The 17,825-nt window shown below is 63.7% G+C and carries 17 protein-coding genes; 8 read left to right on the plus strand and 9 right to left on the minus strand.

What is annotated here, in order from left to right; all coding sequences use genetic code 11:
* Positions 1 to 3: 3 nt before the first annotated feature.
* The 4 genes from AC07OK_RS10305 to AC07OK_RS10320 all read right to left on the minus strand — a co-directional run bounded on the left by AC07OK_RS10305 (position 4) and on the right by AC07OK_RS10320 (position 3,425).
* A complete protein-coding gene (locus tag AC07OK_RS10305) occupies positions 4 to 483 on the minus strand; it encodes a nucleoside deaminase (RefSeq protein ID WP_494690228.1) in 480 nt (159 codons plus the stop codon).
* A 107-nt stretch (positions 484 to 590) separates the two neighbouring features.
* On the minus strand, positions 591 to 1,673 hold the full coding sequence (locus AC07OK_RS10310) for a BMP family ABC transporter substrate-binding protein (protein WP_494690229.1): 1,083 nt from the start codon (positions 1,671 to 1,673) through the stop codon (positions 591 to 593).
* Between the two features lie 24 nt (positions 1,674 to 1,697).
* Positions 1,698 to 2,549 (minus strand): outer envelope protein, encoded by an 852-nt coding sequence (locus tag AC07OK_RS10315; RefSeq protein ID WP_494690371.1) that lies wholly within the window; start codon positions 2,547 to 2,549, stop codon positions 1,698 to 1,700.
* 123 nt (positions 2,550 to 2,672) lie between these two features.
* Positions 2,673 to 3,425, minus strand: a complete 753-nt coding sequence (locus tag AC07OK_RS10320; RefSeq protein ID WP_217941253.1) for a GntR family transcriptional regulator — start codon at positions 3,423 to 3,425, stop codon at positions 2,673 to 2,675.
* Positions 3,426 to 3,713: 288 nt separating this feature from the next.
* Here AC07OK_RS10320 and AC07OK_RS10325 point away from each other — a divergent pair, with 288 nt between their 5' ends.
* Genes AC07OK_RS10325 through AC07OK_RS10340 form a run of 4 tightly spaced genes read left to right on the plus strand, consistent with a single transcriptional unit; the run spans position 3,714 to position 7,572 of the window.
* Positions 3,714 to 5,255 carry an ABC transporter ATP-binding protein gene (locus AC07OK_RS10325; protein WP_494690230.1) on the plus strand — a complete coding sequence of 514 codons (1,542 nt, stop codon included), beginning with the start codon at positions 3,714 to 3,716 and terminating at the stop codon, positions 5,253 to 5,255.
* Complete coding sequence (locus AC07OK_RS10330; RefSeq protein WP_494690231.1) at positions 5,242 to 6,330, plus strand: ABC transporter permease; 1,089 nt, start codon at positions 5,242 to 5,244, stop codon at positions 6,328 to 6,330. Before AC07OK_RS10325 ends, AC07OK_RS10330 begins: the two co-directional genes overlap by 14 nt.
* Positions 6,327 to 7,253 carry an ABC transporter permease gene (locus AC07OK_RS10335; protein ID WP_494690232.1) on the plus strand — a complete coding sequence of 309 codons (927 nt, stop codon included), beginning with the start codon at positions 6,327 to 6,329 and terminating at the stop codon, positions 7,251 to 7,253. Before AC07OK_RS10330 ends, AC07OK_RS10335 begins: the two co-directional genes overlap by 4 nt.
* Positions 7,254 to 7,263: 10 nt before the next feature.
* Entirely contained in the window at positions 7,264 to 7,572 is a 309-nt protein-coding gene (locus AC07OK_RS10340) for a 2Fe-2S iron-sulfur cluster-binding protein (RefSeq protein ID WP_494690233.1), read from the plus strand.
* Here AC07OK_RS10340 and AC07OK_RS10345 read toward each other — a convergent pair.
* On the minus strand, positions 7,569 to 7,889 hold the full coding sequence (locus tag AC07OK_RS10345; RefSeq protein ID WP_494690234.1) for a hypothetical protein: 321 nt from the start codon (positions 7,887 to 7,889) through the stop codon (positions 7,569 to 7,571). The genes AC07OK_RS10340 and AC07OK_RS10345 overlap by 4 nt on opposite strands.
* An 86-nt stretch (positions 7,890 to 7,975) precedes the next feature.
* On the opposite strand from AC07OK_RS10345, the gene AC07OK_RS10350 reads away from it, so the two are divergent.
* Entirely contained in the window at positions 7,976 to 8,245 is a 270-nt protein-coding gene (locus AC07OK_RS10350; RefSeq protein WP_116991118.1) for a ubiquitin family protein, read from the plus strand.
* Position 8,246: 1 nt separating this feature from the next.
* Positions 8,247 to 9,335 carry a WD40/YVTN/BNR-like repeat-containing protein gene (locus AC07OK_RS10355; protein WP_494690235.1) on the plus strand — a complete coding sequence of 363 codons (1,089 nt, stop codon included), beginning with the start codon at positions 8,247 to 8,249 and terminating at the stop codon, positions 9,333 to 9,335.
* On the opposite strand, the gene AC07OK_RS10360 is transcribed toward AC07OK_RS10355, so the two are convergent.
* Positions 9,332 to 9,937, minus strand: coding sequence for a TetR/AcrR family transcriptional regulator (locus tag AC07OK_RS10360; RefSeq protein ID WP_494690236.1), 606 nt, complete (start codon positions 9,935 to 9,937; stop codon positions 9,332 to 9,334). The two genes, AC07OK_RS10355 and AC07OK_RS10360, sit on opposite strands and share 4 nt — an antisense overlap.
* Before the next feature lie 87 nt (positions 9,938 to 10,024).
* On the opposite strand from AC07OK_RS10360, the gene AC07OK_RS10365 reads away from it, so the two are divergent.
* Entirely contained in the window at positions 10,025 to 11,095 is a 1,071-nt protein-coding gene (locus tag AC07OK_RS10365; protein WP_494690237.1) for an MBL fold metallo-hydrolase, read from the plus strand.
* 81 nt (positions 11,096 to 11,176) lie between these two features.
* Here the strand turns inward: AC07OK_RS10365 and AC07OK_RS10370 are convergent, their stop codons facing one another.
* From AC07OK_RS10370 to AC07OK_RS10380, 3 genes are all read right to left on the minus strand, one after another.
* A complete protein-coding gene (locus tag AC07OK_RS10370; RefSeq protein WP_494690238.1) occupies positions 11,177 to 11,518 on the minus strand; it encodes a hypothetical protein in 342 nt (113 codons plus the stop codon).
* A 132-nt stretch (positions 11,519 to 11,650) separates the two neighbouring features.
* Positions 11,651 to 13,897, minus strand: coding sequence for a glycoside hydrolase family 3 N-terminal domain-containing protein (locus tag AC07OK_RS10375; protein ID WP_494690239.1), 2,247 nt, complete (start codon positions 13,895 to 13,897; stop codon positions 11,651 to 11,653).
* Between the two features lie 115 nt (positions 13,898 to 14,012).
* Positions 14,013 to 16,484 carry a TonB-dependent receptor gene (locus AC07OK_RS10380; RefSeq protein ID WP_494690240.1) on the minus strand — a complete coding sequence of 824 codons (2,472 nt, stop codon included), beginning with the start codon at positions 16,482 to 16,484 and terminating at the stop codon, positions 14,013 to 14,015.
* 244 nt (positions 16,485 to 16,728) lie between these two features.
* Between AC07OK_RS10380 and AC07OK_RS10385 the strand changes: the two genes are divergently transcribed.
* Positions 16,729 to 17,736 (plus strand): LacI family DNA-binding transcriptional regulator, encoded by a 1,008-nt coding sequence (locus AC07OK_RS10385; protein ID WP_036623020.1) that lies wholly within the window; start codon positions 16,729 to 16,731, stop codon positions 17,734 to 17,736.
* Positions 17,737 to 17,825 lie beyond the last annotated feature (89 nt).

Raw genomic sequence — 17,825 nt, forward strand, 5'->3', positions numbered from 1 at the left:
CAGCTATTTGTTCCAGAAGCCGGCGTGCGCCAGCCGCGCCTCGTCCTCGCGCAGTGGTCCGATGACTTCGGTCGGACGCTGGCCGCGCGCGAACACCTCGCGGCAGGGCAGCGACAGCGTCGGATTTTCGGGATCGCTGCCGGTCAGTGCCAGCAGGCTTGCTTCCGACATCGCATACACCACCCGTCCCACGCCGCTCCAGTAGGTGCCGCCGGCGCACATGGCGCAGGGTTCGGCGTTGGCGTACAGCGTGGCCGTGGCCAGCTGCTCCGGGGCGTGGCGCTGCGAGGCCTGGCGCAGCGCGTTCATCTCGGCGTGCGCGGTGCGGTCGCTGCTGGAGGCGTTCATCGCTTCGGACAGCACGGTGCCGTCGGCGGCGACCACCATGGCGGCGAAGGGATGGTGGCCCTCGTCGCGCGAGCGCTGCGCCAAGGCCAGCACGCGGGTGAGGAAGTCGTGGTCCTGATCGGTGGCATTGCTCATACGTTCTCCTGCGGAGGGTCAAGTCTGACATTCGGACACGAGCTCCGCCGTAACACCGGCTACGGCGGAGCTCGTGTCCGAATGTCAGACTTGACCCCAGGTGGGGGTTACTTTGGAATCGAGCCTTCCACGCCTTGCACGTAGAAGTTCATCGACAGCAGGTCTTTCAACGGCACCACCACGCCGGCCGCGTATTTGACGGCGCCCGACTGGTCTTTGATCGGACCGGTGAACGGCGCGAGGGTGCCGGCGGTCAGCGCGGCCTTCTTCTCTTCGAACACTTTGGCCGCTTCGGCAGGCACCACGGCATTCAAGGCCGACATCTTGACCATGCCTTCCTTCATGCCGCCATGGTAATCGCCGGTTTTCCAGGTGCCGGCGATGACCGCTTTGGCGGTCTCGATGTAATAGGGCGCCCAGTTGTTGGTGGCCGCCGTCAGGTGCGCCTTCGGTGCGAACTTGGACATGTCCGAATCCCAGCCGAACGCGTACACGCCTTTTTCCTGCGCCACTTGCAGCGTGGCCGGCGAGTCGGTGTTCTGCGCCATCACGTCCGCGCCTTGCGCCACCAGGGTTTCCGCCGCCTGGCGCTCCTTGGCCGGGTCGTACCACGAGTTCACCCAGATCACCTTGGTCTTGACGCCGGGATTGACGCTCTGCGCGCCCAGCGTGAAGGCGTTGATGTTGCGGATCACCTCAGGCACCGGGAAGGAGGCGATGAAGCCCAGCGTCTTGGACTTGGTCATCTTGCCGGCGATGACGCCGTTCAGGTAGGCGCCCTCGTACAGCCGCGATTCGTAGGTGCCCAGGTTCTTGCCGGTCTTGAAGCCGGTGGCGTGCAGGAACACCACGCCAGGCGTGGACTTGGCGACCTTCTCGGTCGGATTCATGTAGCCGAAGGAGGTGGTGAAAATCAGCTTGTTCCCCTCGGCGACCAGCTTGCGGATCACGCGCTCGGCGTCCGCGCCTTCCGGCACGTTTTCGACATAGGTGGTCTTGACCTGGGTGCCGAGTTCCTTCTCCATCGCCAGGCGGCCCTGGTCGTGGGCGTAGGTCCAGCCGGCGTCGCCGACCGGGCCGACGTAGACGAAGCCTATCTTCAGCGGCTCCGCTGCCAACGCGGAGGTGGACAGGCCGATGCTTGCGGCGGCCAGCGCGGCCAGTGCCAGTACTTTGCGACGATTCATCATACGGTTTCCTTTGGTGGGCGTGGTTTAGAAGTGGTACTCGGCGCGGACCATCGGCGTTTTCGCCGTGGCGCCAGGGTTGTTGGTGTCTGGGTTGCCGAACTTGTTTTTCCAGAACTGGTACTCGACGCCGACCTTGAAAGTGTTCTTGGCCGCGCCGACGGCGCCGCTCATGTCGTACATGACCTGCATGTCGATGTTGGTCTCGCGCGCGGTGTCGCCGCCGAATTCGTTCTTGCCCTTGGTGCCGATGAAGTTGGCGAAGCCTTCGAACGACAGCGGGATGCCGATGTTGAACGGGATGCCCCAGGCGGCGGTTAGCATCGGGTGGGTCTTGTAGGCGTAGCGCGGCGTGGCGGCGCCGGTGAAGGTGTTGTACGGCGCGTTGCTCTCCCACAGCGCGAACAGGCTGACGTCGAGGAAGCCCGGCACGTCCAGCATCAGCGTCGGGCCGGCGACGACCATGCGCTTCTTGGAGTTGTAGCCGGCGTCGGTCTTGCTGTTGAAGTCAAAGCCGGCGGTGGCGCCGACGCCGCGCACCGGACCGAAGGCCAGGTTGCTGCCGGTGACCTTGCCCAGGTCCAGCGTGTGGCGGTACAGCGCATAGGCTTCGTGCGCGCCGCTCTTGGCGCCGGCCGACGACGGGTCCACATCCGACGACATCAGCAAGTCGACGCTGAAGAAGTTCTTGCCGTACTTGTAACCGGAGACGCTGCTCAGGTTGACGATGTTCTTGGTGATGTCCTGGTTGTTGAACGGCTCGGCGAACTTGGTGCCGTAGCGGTAGCTGAGCGAGGTGTCGCTCCAGTCGGCGGCGTGGGCGGCGCAGGCGCAGCAGGTGAGGAGGGCGAAGGCGGTGCGGGAGGCGAGACGGGACATCATGAACTCCATTCAGTGAGATAAGTAGACAGCACGGTTTGTAAGAACTTCTTTTGTATCCAATTCGTTGAGATGATTGGATTCAATCTCATCGACTTCTCTAGCAATTCCTGGGCCACGCCGCTAATACCCCGACAGCGCCTCGGCCAGATTCACTTTCTTGTCCTGCTCATTGAGGTGCAGGCGCGCTTCGATTTCCAGCAGGTGGTGCTCGATCAAATGGGTGGCCTCCTTTATCTTGCCCTGCTCGATCAGGGTGGCCAGGTCCTGGTGCTCGTCGTTCTCGCACATGGTGGCGCCGGGCGCTTCGTACAGGGCGATGATCAGCGAGCAGCGCGACACCAGCTCCGCCATGAAGCGTTGCAGCACCTGGTTGCCGGCCAGCTCCGCCAGCAGGATGTGGAACTCGCCGCCGAGGCGTATCCAGCCGGCGCGGTCGCCGGTGCGGCGGGCCTGGTCCTCCGCATGCAGCGCGGCGCGGATCTGCTTGAGCGAGGCGGGGGTGGCGTTGCGTATCACCAGCGGCACGATCTCCCTTTCGATGGCGCGGCGGGCGGCGAAGATGTCGCGCGCTTCCTCCGGCGTCGGCGAGGCGATCACCGCGCCGCGATTCGGCCGCAGCTCGATGATGTGGTCGTGCGCCAGCCGTTGCAGCGCCTTGCGCACGGTGGTGCGGCTGACTTGATACAGTTCGCAGAAATCGGCTTCGCCCAGGTGGGTGCCGGGCGGCAGGCGGTGGCTCATGACGGCGTTGACGACCGCGCGGTAGATGCGCAGGTCGACGGCGGTGGTGCCGCGCTTGGTGGCGGCAGGCGCGCCCACGGCGATGGCCGCCGGTGCGGCCTTGCGAGGTTTGCGTTTGCCTGGTGATGGCATCGATCGATTCTCCGTGAGGGTGGTACTCACACTGCATAAAGCAGGAACCATGCTAACTACATCGTGTACAACTGGCGCTGCGGATCTGTCTTGTATTGTGTACGAAAATACTTTGTTTTGTCCTCATTTTTGAGCTCGGCGCACATTTTTGGTGAGGAAGTGTGTCATATTTAGTGCACTCTTCCGCCCAAAATGGAGCGTTCCGGCGGATTTTGACTGGCATGCTAATTGCGTCTGATTTTGTATTCAATTTGTATACGATGAGGGAAGCCGATGAGGGAAGCGCCGATGACAGAGCCGCGCCTGAAGATGCTGGGCATCTCCAAGATTTACCCTTCCGTGGTGGCCAACGCCGCCGTCGACCTGACCGTGATGCCCGGCGAAATCCACGCCGTGCTGGGCGAGAACGGCGCCGGCAAGAGCACGCTGATGAAGATCATCTACGGCGTGACCAAGCCCGATGAAGGCCAGATCATGTGGGAGGGGAAGCAGGTCCACATCCACTCGCCGCACGACGCGCGCAAGCTGGGCATCGGCATGGTGTTCCAGCATTTCGCGCTGTTCGAGACGCTGACCGTGGCCGAGAACATCGCGCTGGCGCTGGACGAGAAGATCGCGCCGGCCGCGCTGGCGCCGCGCATCCGCGCCGTCTCCGAACAATACGGCTTGCCGCTCGACCCGCAACGGCTGGTGCACAGCATGTCGGTGGGCGAGCGGCAGCGGGTGGAGATCGTGCGCTGCCTGTTGCAGTCGCCGCGTTTGCTGATCATGGACGAGCCGACCTCGGTGCTGACGCCCGATGCGGTGCTCAAGTTGTTCGAATCGCTGCGACGCCTGGCCTCCGAAGGCGTCAGCATCCTGTATATCAGCCACAAGCTCGATGAGATCCAGTCGCTGTGCGACAAGGCCACTGTGCTGCGCGCGGGGCGCGTGTCCGGCACCGCCAATCCGAAAGAGGAAAGCGCCAAGTCGCTGGCGGAGCTGATGATAGGCCGCGAACTTCCGGTGTGTGTGCACCAGCCGCGCGTACCGGGCGAAGTGCTGCTGGCGCTCGATAAACTGAATGTGCGCAGCGACGATCCGTTCGGCACGCGCCTGAAGGACATCAATCTGGAGCTGCGCAGCGGCGAGATCGTCGGCATCGCCGGCATTTCCGGCAACGGCCAGCAGGAGCTGTTGAAGGCCATCTCCGGCGAGCGCGCGCTGGCCGCGGGCAGCGGCGCGATCCGCCTGTGCGGGCAGGACGTGGGCAGGCTGGCTGCGGCGCGACGCCGCCAGCTGGGACTGGGCTTTGTGCCCGAGGAGCGGCTGGGACGTGGCGCCGTGCCCGATCTTTCGCTGGCCGATAACGCCCTGCTGACCGGCTATCTGCCGGCGGCCAACACCGGCATGGTCAAGCGCGGCCTGATACAGCGCGGCGCGGTGCGCGAGTTCGCGCGCAAGGTGATCGAGCGCTTCAACGTCAAGTGCGGCGGCGAGCAGTCGGCGGCGGCCAGCCTTTCGGGCGGCAACCTGCAAAAATTCATCGTCGGCCGCGAGATCGCGCTGGCGCCCAAGGTGATGGTGTTCGCGCAGCCGACATGGGGCGTGGACATCGGCGCCGCCATGCTGATACGGCAGGCCATCATCGACATGCGCGACCAGGGCGTGGCGGTGCTGGTGTTGTCGGAGGAGCTGGACGAATTGTTCATGATGAGCGACCGCATCGCCGTGCTGGCCGATGGCCGCCTGTCGCAAGTGGTGCCGGCGGCCGGCACCAGCATCAACCAGATCGGCGTGTGGATGAGCGGCGATTTCGACTACCAGGGAGCAGAACATGTCGCGGCTTGAACGACGTCCCGAACCATCGCGTTCGATGATGCTGACGTCGCCGCTGATTGCGGCGGCGGCCATGTTGGTAACCGGCTCCTTGCTGTTCTTCTTTTTGGGGCAGGAGCCGCTGCACGCCTTCTACGTCTACTTCATCAAGCCGTGGACCACGCTGTATGGCGTCGGCGAGCTGCTGCTGAAGGCGACGCCGCTGATCCTGTGCGGCGTGGGCCTGGCGATCGGCTTCCGCGCCAACGTCGCCAACATCGGCGCCGACGGCCAGCTGACGGTGGGCGCGATCGCCGCCGGCGCGGTGGCGCTGTATTTCGACGAGGTGCAGGCTTGGTGGGTGCTGCCGCTGATGCTGCTGGCGGGTGCGCTGGGCGGCATGCTGTGGGCGGCGATCCCCGCGCTGCTGCGCACGCGCTTCAACACCAGCGAGATTCTCGTGAGCCTGATGCTGGTGTACGTGGCATATCACTTGCTGAGCTATCTGGTGCACGGGCCGATGCGCGATCCGGCCGGCTTCAACTTCCCACAGTCGAAGATGTTCAGCGACTCGGCCACCTTGCCGCTGCTGGTGGAAGGCTTGCGCCTGAACGCGGCCTTCATCCTGTCGCTGGTCGCGGCGCTTGCGGCCTGGTTCTTCTGCAAGCACACGTTTGCCGGCTACCGCATGCAGGTCAGCGGCATGGCGCCGGCCGCCGCGCTGTACGCCGGCTTCAGCGAACCGCGCAATGTGTGGCTGGCCTTCATGGTCAGCGGCGCCTTGTCCGGCATCGCCGGCGTGGGCGAAGTGGCGGGGCCGCTGGGGCAGATGCAGCCGTCGGTGTCGGCGGGGTACGGCTTCGCCGCCATCATCGTCGCCTACGTCGGACGCCTGCATCCGCTGGGCGTGGTGCTGTCGGCGTTGTTGATGTCGCTGCTGTACATCGGCGGCGAGACGGCGCAGATCGAGCTGCAAGTGCCGTCGGCCATCACCGGCATGTTCCAGGGCCTGCTGCTGTTCTACCTGCTGGCGGCCGACCTGTTTATTCACTACAGATTTAAACCGCGCAAGCGCCACTTGCCTGTCACCGCCGGAGAAACCGCATGATCAGCACCGAACTGTTAATCGCCTTCCTCGCCAGCACGGCGGGCGCCGCCACGCCGCTGGTGGTGGCCTCGATGGGCGAGCTGGTGACCGAGCGTTCCGGCGTGCTCAATCTGGGCATGGAGGGCATGATGCTGGTGGGCGCCGTGGTGGGCTTCGGCGTCACCCTGGGCACGGGGCAGATGTGGCTGGGGCTGCTGGCGGCGATTGTGGCGGGCATGCTGATGTCGCTGATCTTCGGCTTCCTGGTGCTGACCTTGCAGACCAATCAGGTGGCCACCGGATTGGCGCTGACCTTGTTCGGTCTCGGGCTGTCCGCCTTCGTGGGGCGCGGGCTGGTGGGGCAGACGGTGGAGCCGATGCCGCACCTGCATTTCCCGCTGCTGTCCGATCTGCCGTTTGTCGGGCCGCTGCTGTTCCGCTTTGACGCGATGGTGTACGGCTCGGTGCTGCTGGTGGTGCTGATCGGCTGGATGCTGGCGCGCACCCATATCGGCCTGGTGATACGCGCGGTGGGCGAGTCGCCGCACAGCGCCCATGCGATCGGCTATCCGGTGATCGGCCTGCGCTACGGCACGGTGCTGTTCGGCGGCGCGATGGCCGGCGTGGGCGGCGCCTACCTGTCGCTGGCGCTGACGCCGATGTGGGTCGAAGGCATGACGGCCGGACGCGGCTGGATCGCGCTGGCGCAGGTGGTGTTCGCAACGTGGAAGCCGCGCGGCGTGATGGTGGGCGCCTACCTGTTCGGCGGCGTGACGGTGCTGCAGTTCCACGGGCAGGGCATGGGGCTGGACATTCCGTCGGAGTTTTTGTCGATGCTGCCCTACCTGGCCACGATCGTGGTGCTGGTCATCATCTGCCGCAATCCGCAGACGATCTTGTTGAACAAGCCGATGTCGCTGGGGCAGAACTTCAAGCCGGATTAAAATACCCGGCATGACAAGCTACAGTGTGCGGGTGGACCCGAAAGGACTGGCGTTTGCGGCCGACGAGGCGCAAACGCTGCTGGCCGCTGCGGAGCAGGGCGGGGTGAGGCTGCCCAGTTCCTGCCGCAACGGCACCTGCCGCACCTGCATCTGCCTGAAGACCAGCGGCACGGTGCGCTACCTGATCGAATGGCCGGGCCTGAGCCTGGACGAAAAGCGCGAAGGCTACATCCTGCCGTGCGTGGCCATCGCCGTCACCGACCTGGTGATCGAGGCGCCCGCCGCCAGGCTGGTCGCCCCACCGGATGCCGCAGCTTAGGTCTGCGGGCCGTCGTCGCGTTTGCGCAGGCGGCTCAATAGCGCGTCGGTCGATTCGCTGAGCGGCACGCCGTGGCGCCGCAGCAGCTGGATATTCAGCACCATGTTCTCCAGCACCAGCTTGGCCGCCACGGCCAGCAGGGTCAGGTGCTTGTCTTCCTCGCTGAAGCGTTCCATCGCTTCGGCCATCTCGCACAGGTGGTTGGAGATCAGGCCGCGCAGATCGTGCTCGTCGAACGGCAGGTCGGCGAAATCGATCGGATCTTCCCTCTCCACTTCTTCCATCAGCAGTTCCAGCTCTTGCGGTGTGATCTTCATGCGCTGCTCCGTTAGTTGAGGCGTTTTCATTTTAAGCGAAAGCGCATAGAATCTGAATTCCGTCGATCTAACCAACAAGCATAACGATGGCGCAACTTGTTTTTACCCAGCAACTGGGCCGCTTCATGACCGTTCCGCAGGTGGAGACCAGCGCGGCCGATCTGCGCAGCGCCCTCGACGCCGCCTTTGCCGACCACCCCCGGCTGCGCGGCTACGTGCTCGACGAGCAGGGCCAGCTGCGCGAAAACGTCGTCATCTTCATCGACGGACAACGCACCCGCGAGCGAAAAATATTGAACGATGCGCTCGCGCCGCATTCCAAAGTCTATATCTTGCAAGCTCTTTCTGGAGGTTGACATGTCCGACCGCGCCTACATCGGCACTCGCAAAGGATTGTTCGAAATCTACCGCACGCACGAGGCGTGGCATATCGACCAGCAGCATTTCCTGGGCGATCCGGTGTCGATGGTGCTGTCGGACCGGCGCGACGGTACTTTGTATGCGGCCCTGAACCTGGGCCACTTCGGCGCCAAGCTGCACCGGCGCGATGCGGGCAGCGACAGCTGGGTCGAGGTGGCGGTGCCGGCCTTCCCCACCAAGCCGGCCGACTCCACCGATCCGGTCGAGTGGACGGTGAAGCAGATCTGGTCGCTGGCGGCGGGCGGGCCGGACCAGCCGGGCGTGCTGTGGGCGGGCACCCTGCCGGGCGGCCTGTTCCGCTCGAACGACCGTGGCGCGAGCTGGAAGCTGGTGGAGCCGCTATGGAACGTGCCGGAGCGCGCGCAGTGGATGGGCGGCGGCTATGACGTGCCGGGCATCCACAGCATCTGCGTCGATCCGCGCGACAGCCGGGCGCTGCTGGTCGGTGTGTCCTGCGGCGGCGCCTGGCAGACCAGTGACGGCGGCGAGAGCTGGTCGCTGCGGGCCAAGGGCATGGTCGCCAATTACATGCCGCCGGACATGGCCGACGTCCAACAGATACAGGACCCGCACCGCATCGTCCGCTGCCCGGGCGAGCCGGACAAGCTGTGGTGCCAGCATCACAACGGCATCTGGCGCTCGGTCGACAACGGCGCCAGCTGGACCGAGGTGCACAGCGCGCCGTTGTCGAATTTCGGTTTCGTGACGGCCGTGCATCCCACGGATGGCGAGACGGCCTGGTTCGTGCCGGCCGAGGCGGACAGCAAGCGCATCGCGGCGCATGCGGCGCTGGCGGTCACGCGCACCACCGACGGCGGCCAGACCTTCACCGCCTGGCGCGGCGGCCTGCCGCAGCAGCATTGCTACGACCTGGTCTACCGGCACGGGCTGGCCGTCAGCGAGTGCGGGCAGATCCTGTTGATGGGCTCGACCACCGGCGGCGCCTGGCTGTCGGAGGATGGCGGCGGCCAGTGGCAGACCATCTCCACCACCTTGCCGCCGATTTACTCGGTTACTTTCGCCTAGTCAGCGTAAGCCAGGAACATATCGACGGTCGCCTCGACCACTTTTTTCTGCATGGCGGCGTCCAGCGGCGGCTGGTTCAAGGTCACTTGCGGCCAGAAGGCGAAGGTCTTCAACTGGCCCGTCAGCATTTGCGGGGCCAGCACCGGGTCGGCCCTGAGCAGCTTGCCGTCGGCCTGGGCGGTGCGTAGCCAGACCACGGCTTCTTCTTCCTTGCGGGTCAGCCGCGACACCATCTCCTGCGCCCGCTCGGGCGAGTGGATGGATTCGGCGATCGCCACCCGCGCCAGGTCGAGGAAGTAGCTGTCCTGCAGCATGGCCATCTTTTTCCACAGCAAAGCCAGCAATTGCTCGCGCAGCGGCACGGCCGGATCGTAGGGCTGCTGTTGCTGCGCCATCGAACTATTCCACAACTCATGCAATATCTGCGCGAACAGTTCGTCTTTACTGGGGAAGTGGTTGTACACCGTGCGCTTGGATACGCCGGCGGTGGCGGCAATCTTGTCCATGCTGGTCGACTCGAAACCGCTGACGCGGAATTCTGCGATGGCGGCTTCGACGATGGCCTGGCGTTTGCGGTCGGTCAGTTTGAGGGGCGTGTTCATCCCTTTATTTTACACCGAGTAGTTTACTTTTCAAAAAATAAGAACTACACTGTGTAGTGTACATTCTCAACCCTGGAGTCGCCCATCATGACTTATCAATCCGCCATCGCCGAATCCGACCTCGACGGCCTGTCCGTGCCCAGCGCGCCGCGTACCCGCGACGGCAAGTTCCGCAATCCGGTCAAGATGCATCAGATGGGTTTCTTCAAGGCGTTGGGCGTGATGTTGCGTTTTGCCTTCGATAAGCCCAAGGATACCGTGCCGCGCCAGGCCATCCCCGTTCACGCGATCACGCAGCAGCAGTTATTGGATGCTCCGGATCGCAGCCTGTTCCGCCTCGGCCACTCGACCGTGCTGCTCAAGCTCAACGGCCATTTCTGGCTGACCGATCCGGTGTTTTCCGAGCGCGCGTCGCCGGTGCAGTGGGCCGGGCCGCAGCGCTTCCACCAGACCCCGATCAGCATCGAGGAACTGCCGCCGATCAAGGGCATCATCCTGTCGCACGATCATTACGACCACCTGGACTACGCCGCCGTGATGAAGCTGGCAGCCAAGACCGAGCACTTCATCACGCCGCTGGGCGTGGGTGACCGTCTGATCGCCTGGGGCATTCCTGCCGCCAAGGTGCAGCAGCTGAGTTGGTGGCAATCGACCCATGTTGCCGGCGTGAAGCTGGTGGCGACCCCGGCCCAACACTTTTCCGGCCGCGGCCTGAGCGACCGCAACAAGACGCTGTGGGCGTCGTTTGTCATCGAGGACCGCGACGTGAAGGTGTTTTTCAGCGGCGATAGCGGCTATTTCGACGGTTTTAAGGAAATCGGCCGCCGCCATGGTCCGTTCGACCTGACCATGGTGGAGACCGGCGCCTACGATCCGCAGTGGCCGGATGTGCATATGCAGCCGGAGGAATCCCTGCAGGCGCACATCGACTTGCGCGGAAAGGTGATGCTGCCGATTCATAACGGCACCTTCGACCTGTCGCTGCACGCCTGGCATGACCCGTTCGACCGTATCGCCGAGCTGGCCGCGGAACGCCGACTGCCGCTGGCCACGCCGGAAATCGGCAAGGCGCTCGATATTCGTCTGCCGCTGGCGGATGGTCGCTGGTGGGACGAGGTGAAGGCATTGGAAGCGGCGATGTTCGCTCAGCCCGCCTAGAAAACGAAGTCATTCCCGCGCACGCGGGAATCTATACTGAGCAAGCGTTCTATGGATACCCGCCTTCGCGGGTACGACGGCTCAGGCGACGACGTTGATCAGCTTGCCGATGGTCTCGCCCTGCGCGTTGATCTGCGGCTTGGGCGGCGCCTGCAGGTTGGCCGGCAACACCTGCTCGGCGCGGGATGGTTTTTCTATCGCATTATTCAAATTCGGGGCTGGCGCCGCCTTCAATGGCGGCGCGGACGCCTGATCACTCTCTTGCTGGTTATCGCTCAGCGTCTGCTTATCCTTGGTCAGCTGCACCCGGCTTTGCTCCAGCCGGCTGGCGTCCTGGTTCACGCGCGACTGATCCGTCTGCACCTGCCTTTCGGCCTGTGCAATCGATGCTTGCAGCGCGCTGACGGACGTTACGGTAGCCACGATCTAACCCCTAAGCAAGAATTCCAGGCATGGTAAGGCAGAATCGTATTGAGTACGATCAATTGCAGAGTAGGCCACAAAAACAAAAAAGGCAAGGCTGACTACGCCTTGCCTGTGAGGGGGACAGCTTGCCTAGCGGAGGTAGGCGAACTCGGTGCTGAGCCGGATATCGGTCGCGGACGACGCTATCATCAGTTCGAACTGGCTCGGCTCGGCGACCCATTCGAGCTTCGCATCAAAGAAGGAGAATTCGTCCTTGCCCAGCGTGAAGGAGATCGACTTCGTTTGGCCCGGCGCCAGTGCAACTTTCTGGAAGCCTTTCAATGCTTTGACCGGCTGCACCACGGATCCCACCTTGCGATGCAGGTAGAGCTGGACTACTTCCGCGCCGGCTACCTTGCCGGAATTGGTCAGCTGGAAGCTGACGGTGAGTTTTTCCTTGCCATGTACGGTGCGACGGTCGAGCTTGAGGTCGCTGTACCGGAAACTGGTATAGCTCAGGCCGAAACCGAAAGGAAATTTGGGGGAGTTGGGCACGTCGGTATAAGCCGACACCAAGGTCGCGTCGGTTTCGTTTTGCGCCGGGCGTCCCGTGTTGAATTTATTGTAGTACAGGGGGATCTGGCCTTCGCTGCGCGGGAAGGTCATCGGCAACTTGGCCGCCGGGTTGACATCGCCAAACAGGACATCGGCGATGGCGTTGCCCGCCTCGCTGCCCAGCCACCATGTGTATAGGATGGCGGGGGAGTGGTCGGCGATCCAGTCGAACACCAGCGGCCGGCCGGCATTGATCATCACGACCACCGGCTTTCCGGTCGCAACAATGGCCCTGACCAGCTCTTCCTGCACACCTGGCAGGCCAAGCTTGCTGCGGCTTCTGGCTTCACCGCTCATGTCCCAGCGCTCGCCGACCCCGATCACCACCGCATCGGCCTGGCTGGCAACGGCCACAGCTTCGGCAAAGCCGCTACGGTCTTCGCCTTCGATCTCGCTGCCTTTGGCATACAGCAGTTGGGTTTGCTCGCCGAGCTTGCTGCGGATGCCGTCCCACTGCGACACCGCCTGGCTGGCATAGTCGACGTCAGGCACCGTGACCGACCAGGCGCCGTGGTTTTCCACGCCCAGCTTGACCATCGGGCCAATCAGGGCCAGGCGCTTGATGGACTTCGACAGCGGCAGCGTGGCGCCGTCGTTCTTCAGCAGCACGATGCTGTCGGCCGCCATTTGCCTGGCCAGCAGCCGGTGCGCCGGATTATTCAACACCGCGCGTTCGCGTGCGGGATTGCTGAATTTATAGGGATCGTCGAACAGCCCGAGTTCGAATTTCTTGCGCAGCACGCGCCGCACGGCCTCGTCGACCTGTGCCAGCGGCACTTTCTTGTCGCGCACCAGTTGCGCCAGGTTGCCCCGGTAGGCGCCACTTTCCATATCCATGTCGTTGCCCGCGCCGATCGCCTTCTGTGCCGCTTGGTAGTTGTCCGCGGCGACACCGTGCTGCACCATCTCACCGATTGAGTTCCAGTCGGACACCACAAATCCGGTGAACCCCCACTTGTCCTTGAGGATGTCACGTTGCAGATAGCGGTTGGCGGTGCTCGGGGTACCGTTGAGGTCGTTGAATGCATTCATGAACGTGGCTGCACCTGCGTCGAGCGCGGCCTTGAATGGCGGCAGGTAGGTTTCCCACAGCATGCGCTCGCTCATGTCGACGCTATTGTATTCCCGCCCGCCGACCACGGCGCCGTAGCCGGCAAAATGCTTCACGCAGGCCATCACGGCATCGATGTCACCCAGGCGGCGGCCCTGGATGCCCTTCACGCGCGCGTAGGCAATGCGCGACCCGAGATACGTGTCTTCGCCGGCGCCTTCCATCACGCGGCCCCAGCGGGGATCACGCGCGATGTCGACCATCGGCGCGAACGTCCAATGGATGCCGCCGGCCGCCGCCTCGCTGGCGGCCACGCGCGCGGTGCGCTCCATTTCCGCCAGGTCCCAACTGGCTGCTTCGGCGAGCGGAATCGGGAAGGTCGTCTTGTAGCCGTGCACCACGTCCAGGCCGAACAGCAAGGGAATCTTCAGCCGCGACTGCATTGCCATGTCCTGGTATTGGCGCGTGCTGTTGGCGCCGATCACATTGAGCATCGCGCCGACCTGGCCGCTGCGGATGTCATCGCGCACGCTGCCTTTGAAAGTGACGGGACCGGTCGCAACCGATTCGCCCGAGTATTGGATCAACTGGCCGACCTTTTCCACCAGGCTCATCCGGCGCAGCAAACGATCGACGCGCTGCGTGATGTCGGGCAGGCCGGCCGAGGTGGCGGTAAGCGACACGAGCGACAGGAACAGGACGGTGGTTTTTGCAGCGGTCTTGAATATCATGAAGGATGTCTTTGCGTGAATGAGAGCGCCGCCGAAGCCGCGTAACACGGTCGGCGGCGCAGCTCGCTGGAACCGGGGGATTCCAGCGATGATACGTTGCTTTGCAGCTGACCGTTCAGAAGCGGTACAGCACCGACGCTTCCCACGAGCGGCCGAAGATCGGACGGGCGAACACGGTGCCGCCGGCGCCGGCGCCGATGATGCGCGCGTTGCCTTCGGTCAGACCCAGCTCATTGCTCAGGTTGTTACCCGACAGGCGCAGCTCGACCTTGTCGCCCAGGCTGACCAGCACACCCGCGTCGAAGGTGTGGTACTTCGGCAGCACCTGCTGGTTTTCCACGTCCGAGAAGCGCTCGCCGACCGACGTGTAGGTCGCATACAGCTTGGCGTTGTTGCCATCGCCGAAAGGGATGCGGTAGGTCGGGGTCAGGCGGAACTGCAGCTTGGGCTGGCGCTGCACGCGGTTGCCGGTGTTGAGACCGAAGTCCTTGTACTTCGAGTCCTGGTAGTCGCCCGACATGGTGATCTGCAGGTCGCGCATCGGACGTACCGCCAGTTCGAATTCCACGCCGTTCGCTTTGGAGCCGCCCACCGTGGCGATCTTGGTGCCATCGGCCAGGAACTGCTGGGAAGGCACGCCCTTGAAGTCGTTGTGGAAGAAGGTCAGGTAGGCGCTGTACATGGTGCCCACGGTTTTCAGGCCCAGCTCATACTGCTTGATGTCGACCTGCGGCAGCAGGATGGTGTTGTCCACGTTGGCCTGGGTGCCGTTGTTGCGCAGGTCTTCAAAAGTGGGCAGGCCGTGGCCCGAGTTGGCGCGGGCGAAGATGCTGAAGTCCTTGGCCACCTTGTAGTTGCCGCCCACGGTGTACGAGGTGGCGGTGTCGCTGCGGGTCAGGCCGGTGGTGGCGGCCGTCGTCATCGAGGTATTGTTGTTGTAGATGGTCAGCGGATTGTTGTCGGCATCGCCCGTGGTCAGGTTGGCCAGCGAGCCGTTCAGGCGCTGGCGTTCGCGCCGCATGCCGGCGTCGACACGGATCACGTCGTTGATCTTCCAGTCGTCCGAGATGAAGGCTGCCGTGTTGTGGCCGTTGTAGTTGGCGTTGACGGCGTAGAAGGTCGCGCCATCGCGGCCGGCCGCGTTGGCGACCACCACACCGTTGTCGAGCTTGACGCTGATCGGACGGGCGTTGCTGGTCGCGGTCATCAGCGTGCCGTTGCCCAGGTACCATTGGTCGTGCGAGGAATAGTCGGCGAAGTAGACGCCGCCGGTCAGGGTATGGCCGGGCGCCACTTCCTTGCTGGCGCGGAATTCATCGGTGGTCGACTTCAGGTTCTTTTCCACCGACCAGATACCGGCCGACATGACTTGCTGGTTGCCGGCGACGGCCGTGCCGTCGGCCGCATAGACCGCGGTGCCCTTGGTGGCCTGCTTGCCTGCGGCGGCGGTCACGCCGGCATCGGCGTTGGCGCTGGCGATGGCGTTGTTGATGTAGGCGCTCATGGTCAGCGGCGCATTGCCGGTGAACAGGGCCAGGGTCGGCACATCGCCGCTGAAGTGGTTGAATTTATTGCTGACCTGCCAGCCCTCGATGTTCTGGTTGAAGTCGACGCCGAACACGGTGGCGTGCAGGCCGCGGCCATCGGCCAGGTCTTTCTGCACGGTCTTGCCGGGCGAGACTTCCAGCGCCACGTTGCGCAGTTCGTTGCTCAGCGGCGTGCCGGTCAGCGGATCGAAGCCGGGGAAGGCCGACGGCTTGCCGCCGTTGCCGGACGCGGCGACCAGCGGCACGCCGGTGTAGAAGGCGTTCTTGTCGTCGGTGGTGCGGGCGTAGATAGTCAGTTCGCCCTGGTCCAGCTTGCGGGTCAGGGTGGCGCTCAGCTGGCTGCCGTCGTCGGTCGGGAACTGGCCGTCGCGCACGCTGTGGCTGGTGCGGGAGAAGCCGCCGATGCTGCCATACCAGCCGTCGGCGATCTTGCCGCCGTAGTAGCCGTCGACGCGGCGGGTGCTGCCGGTGCCGGTGGTCACGCGCAGGCTGCCTTCCGGCGTGTCACTGCCTTTTTTCAGCAGGAAGTTGACGGTGGCGCCGGGCTGGGCGTTCGAGTAGATCGTGCTCGGACCGCCACGCAGCACCTCAACCCGCTCGACGGTGTCGTCGATGCGGAACAGCGACGAGTTTTCCATGAAGGACAGGGTCGGGGTCGGATACAGCGGCGAACCCATCATCTGTACGGTGACGAAGGGGGCGTCGCCGCCGGACGGGAAGCCGCGCACTTCGATGTTGGCGCCGGCATTGCCGCCGCTCGATTCGGCGTACACGCCGGGTACCAGTTTCAGCAGGTCGGCGGTGCTGCTCGGTGCGGCTTGCTTGATTTGTTCCTCGGACGCGGTGGTGATCGAATAGGAGGCATCGATCTTGCGGGTGCCGCCGGTGGCCGAACCGGTCACGACCACCTGCTGGATTTCAGTGGCGACAGCGTCCTTGGCAGGTTTGGCTTCAGCGGCCTGCTGGGCGGCGGCCTGGTTGGCGAGGCTCGAAACGGCGACGGAAATCGCGGTGAGCAAAAACTTGTGCTGGGTTTTCATTGTGCTGTGCTTTCTTATTGGTATGAATATTGTCGTCTCCGGACAGTGCCCTACCTCCAAAAAAGGCGGTTCCATCCCCATCTCCAACGCATCCAGAAAAACGCCGATTTATTGAAGATGAGTCATTGAAACAAGAAATGATATCGATGTCAATCGAAATGTTATCGATGTCATTTTCCGCGACAAATTAAAAATTTCTGTCATAATGCGTGCGCACCCCCTGTTTTCAACCTATGAGCGATCAATGCCTTCGAATAAGTCTGTAGCCCGCAAAGCCGAAACAGCATTGACGATGGAAGACCTGGCCAAGCTGGCCGGCGTCTCCAAGATCACCGTTTCCCGCGCGCTGCGCGATAGTCCGCTGGTGACCGCGGAAACGCGCGAGAAGATCCGCATCCTGGCGAGCGAGCAGGGCTACCGTTTCAATGTGAGCGCGCGCAATCTGCGCATGGGCCGCAGTTATTCGGTGGCGGTTGTGGTGGAAATGACACCCGTGCGCGGCCGGCCGATGTCCGATCCGTATCCGCTGGAGCTGTTGGGCGGCATCACGCAGGAACTGACGACCGCCGGCTACAGCGTGGTGCTGACGTCCAAGCAGTTGATGAACACGGCCCCGGTGCAGGGCGCCGACGGCTTGATCCTGCTGGGGCAGGGCTCGCACGGCGAGGCGGTGCGCACCTTGCAGCAGACCGGCATGCCGCTGGTGGTGTGGGGCGCGCCGGAAGCCGACACCGACTACATCGTGGTCGGCTCGGACAATCGAAAGGGCGGCATCAGCGCCGCCGAACGCTTCATCGCGCAGGGCCGGCAAAAGCTGGTGTTCCTGGGCGACGTCGACCACGCCGAGGTGCAGGAACGCTGCGCCGGCTTCATCGACGCGATGGGCGGGCGGGCGACGGTGCATATCATCCGTCCGAAAGCCTTCACCTTCGAGGCGGGCTTCGACAGCATTTCGGCGTTGTTGAAAAAGAAGGGCGCCAATTTCGACGGCGTGTTTGCCGCCAGTGACTTGCTGGCCATGGGCGCGATCCGCGCGCTGGCCGAGAAGAATTTGCGGGTGCCGGAGAATGTCTCCGTCATCGGCTACGACGATACGCCCGGCGCGGCCAGTTTCGTGCCGCCGCTGACCAGCGTGCACCAGTACCTGCGCGACGGCGGCGTGTTGTTGGCCAAGAAGATGTTGGGCCTGATCGAAGGCCACCCGGTCGCATCCGAAATGCTGCCGACCACCCTGATGGTACGCCAGACCTAGTTTTTCCCGCTTTTCCTGTTTATCCCTTGAATAAAGCCAAAAACGTCCAAAAACCGGCTTTTTTCAAAATTCAAACCGCTTTGAATCGC

It is taken from the genome of Duganella sp. GW821-FHT07G03 (assembly GCF_059418605.1).

Excerpts from the sequence above, each read along its gene's own strand:
- AC07OK_RS10305 (WP_494690228.1), bottom strand. The coding sequence starts at position 483 with ATGAGCAATGCCACCGATCAGGACCACGACTTCCTCACCCGCGTGCTG.
- AC07OK_RS10330 (WP_494690231.1), top strand. The coding sequence starts at position 5,242 with ATGTCGCGGCTTGAACGACGTCCCGAACCATCGCGTTCGATGATGCTG.
- AC07OK_RS10320 (WP_217941253.1), bottom strand. The coding sequence starts at position 3,425 with ATGCCATCACCAGGCAAACGCAAACCTCGCAAGGCCGCACCGGCGGCC.
- AC07OK_RS10385 (WP_036623020.1), top strand. The coding sequence starts at position 16,729 with ATGCCTTCGAATAAGTCTGTAGCCCGCAAAGCCGAAACAGCATTGACG.
- AC07OK_RS10345 (WP_494690234.1), bottom strand. The coding sequence starts at position 7,889 with ATGAAGATCACACCGCAAGAGCTGGAACTGCTGATGGAAGAAGTGGAG.
- AC07OK_RS10380 (WP_494690240.1), bottom strand. The coding sequence starts at position 16,484 with ATGAAAACCCAGCACAAGTTTTTGCTCACCGCGATTTCCGTCGCCGTT.
- AC07OK_RS10315 (WP_494690371.1), bottom strand. The coding sequence starts at position 2,549 with ATGTCCCGTCTCGCCTCCCGCACCGCCTTCGCCCTCCTCACCTGCTGC.
- AC07OK_RS10310 (WP_494690229.1), bottom strand. The coding sequence starts at position 1,673 with ATGATGAATCGTCGCAAAGTACTGGCACTGGCCGCGCTGGCCGCCGCA.
- AC07OK_RS10350 (WP_116991118.1), top strand. The coding sequence starts at position 7,976 with ATGGCGCAACTTGTTTTTACCCAGCAACTGGGCCGCTTCATGACCGTT.
- AC07OK_RS10325 (WP_494690230.1), top strand. The coding sequence starts at position 3,714 with ATGACAGAGCCGCGCCTGAAGATGCTGGGCATCTCCAAGATTTACCCT.
- AC07OK_RS10365 (WP_494690237.1), top strand. The coding sequence starts at position 10,025 with ATGACTTATCAATCCGCCATCGCCGAATCCGACCTCGACGGCCTGTCC.
- AC07OK_RS10340 (WP_494690233.1), top strand. The coding sequence starts at position 7,264 with ATGACAAGCTACAGTGTGCGGGTGGACCCGAAAGGACTGGCGTTTGCG.
- AC07OK_RS10360 (WP_494690236.1), bottom strand. The coding sequence starts at position 9,937 with ATGAACACGCCCCTCAAACTGACCGACCGCAAACGCCAGGCCATCGTC.
- AC07OK_RS10375 (WP_494690239.1), bottom strand. The coding sequence starts at position 13,897 with ATGATATTCAAGACCGCTGCAAAAACCACCGTCCTGTTCCTGTCGCTC.
- AC07OK_RS10335 (WP_494690232.1), top strand. The coding sequence starts at position 6,327 with ATGATCAGCACCGAACTGTTAATCGCCTTCCTCGCCAGCACGGCGGGC.
- AC07OK_RS10355 (WP_494690235.1), top strand. The coding sequence starts at position 8,247 with ATGTCCGACCGCGCCTACATCGGCACTCGCAAAGGATTGTTCGAAATC.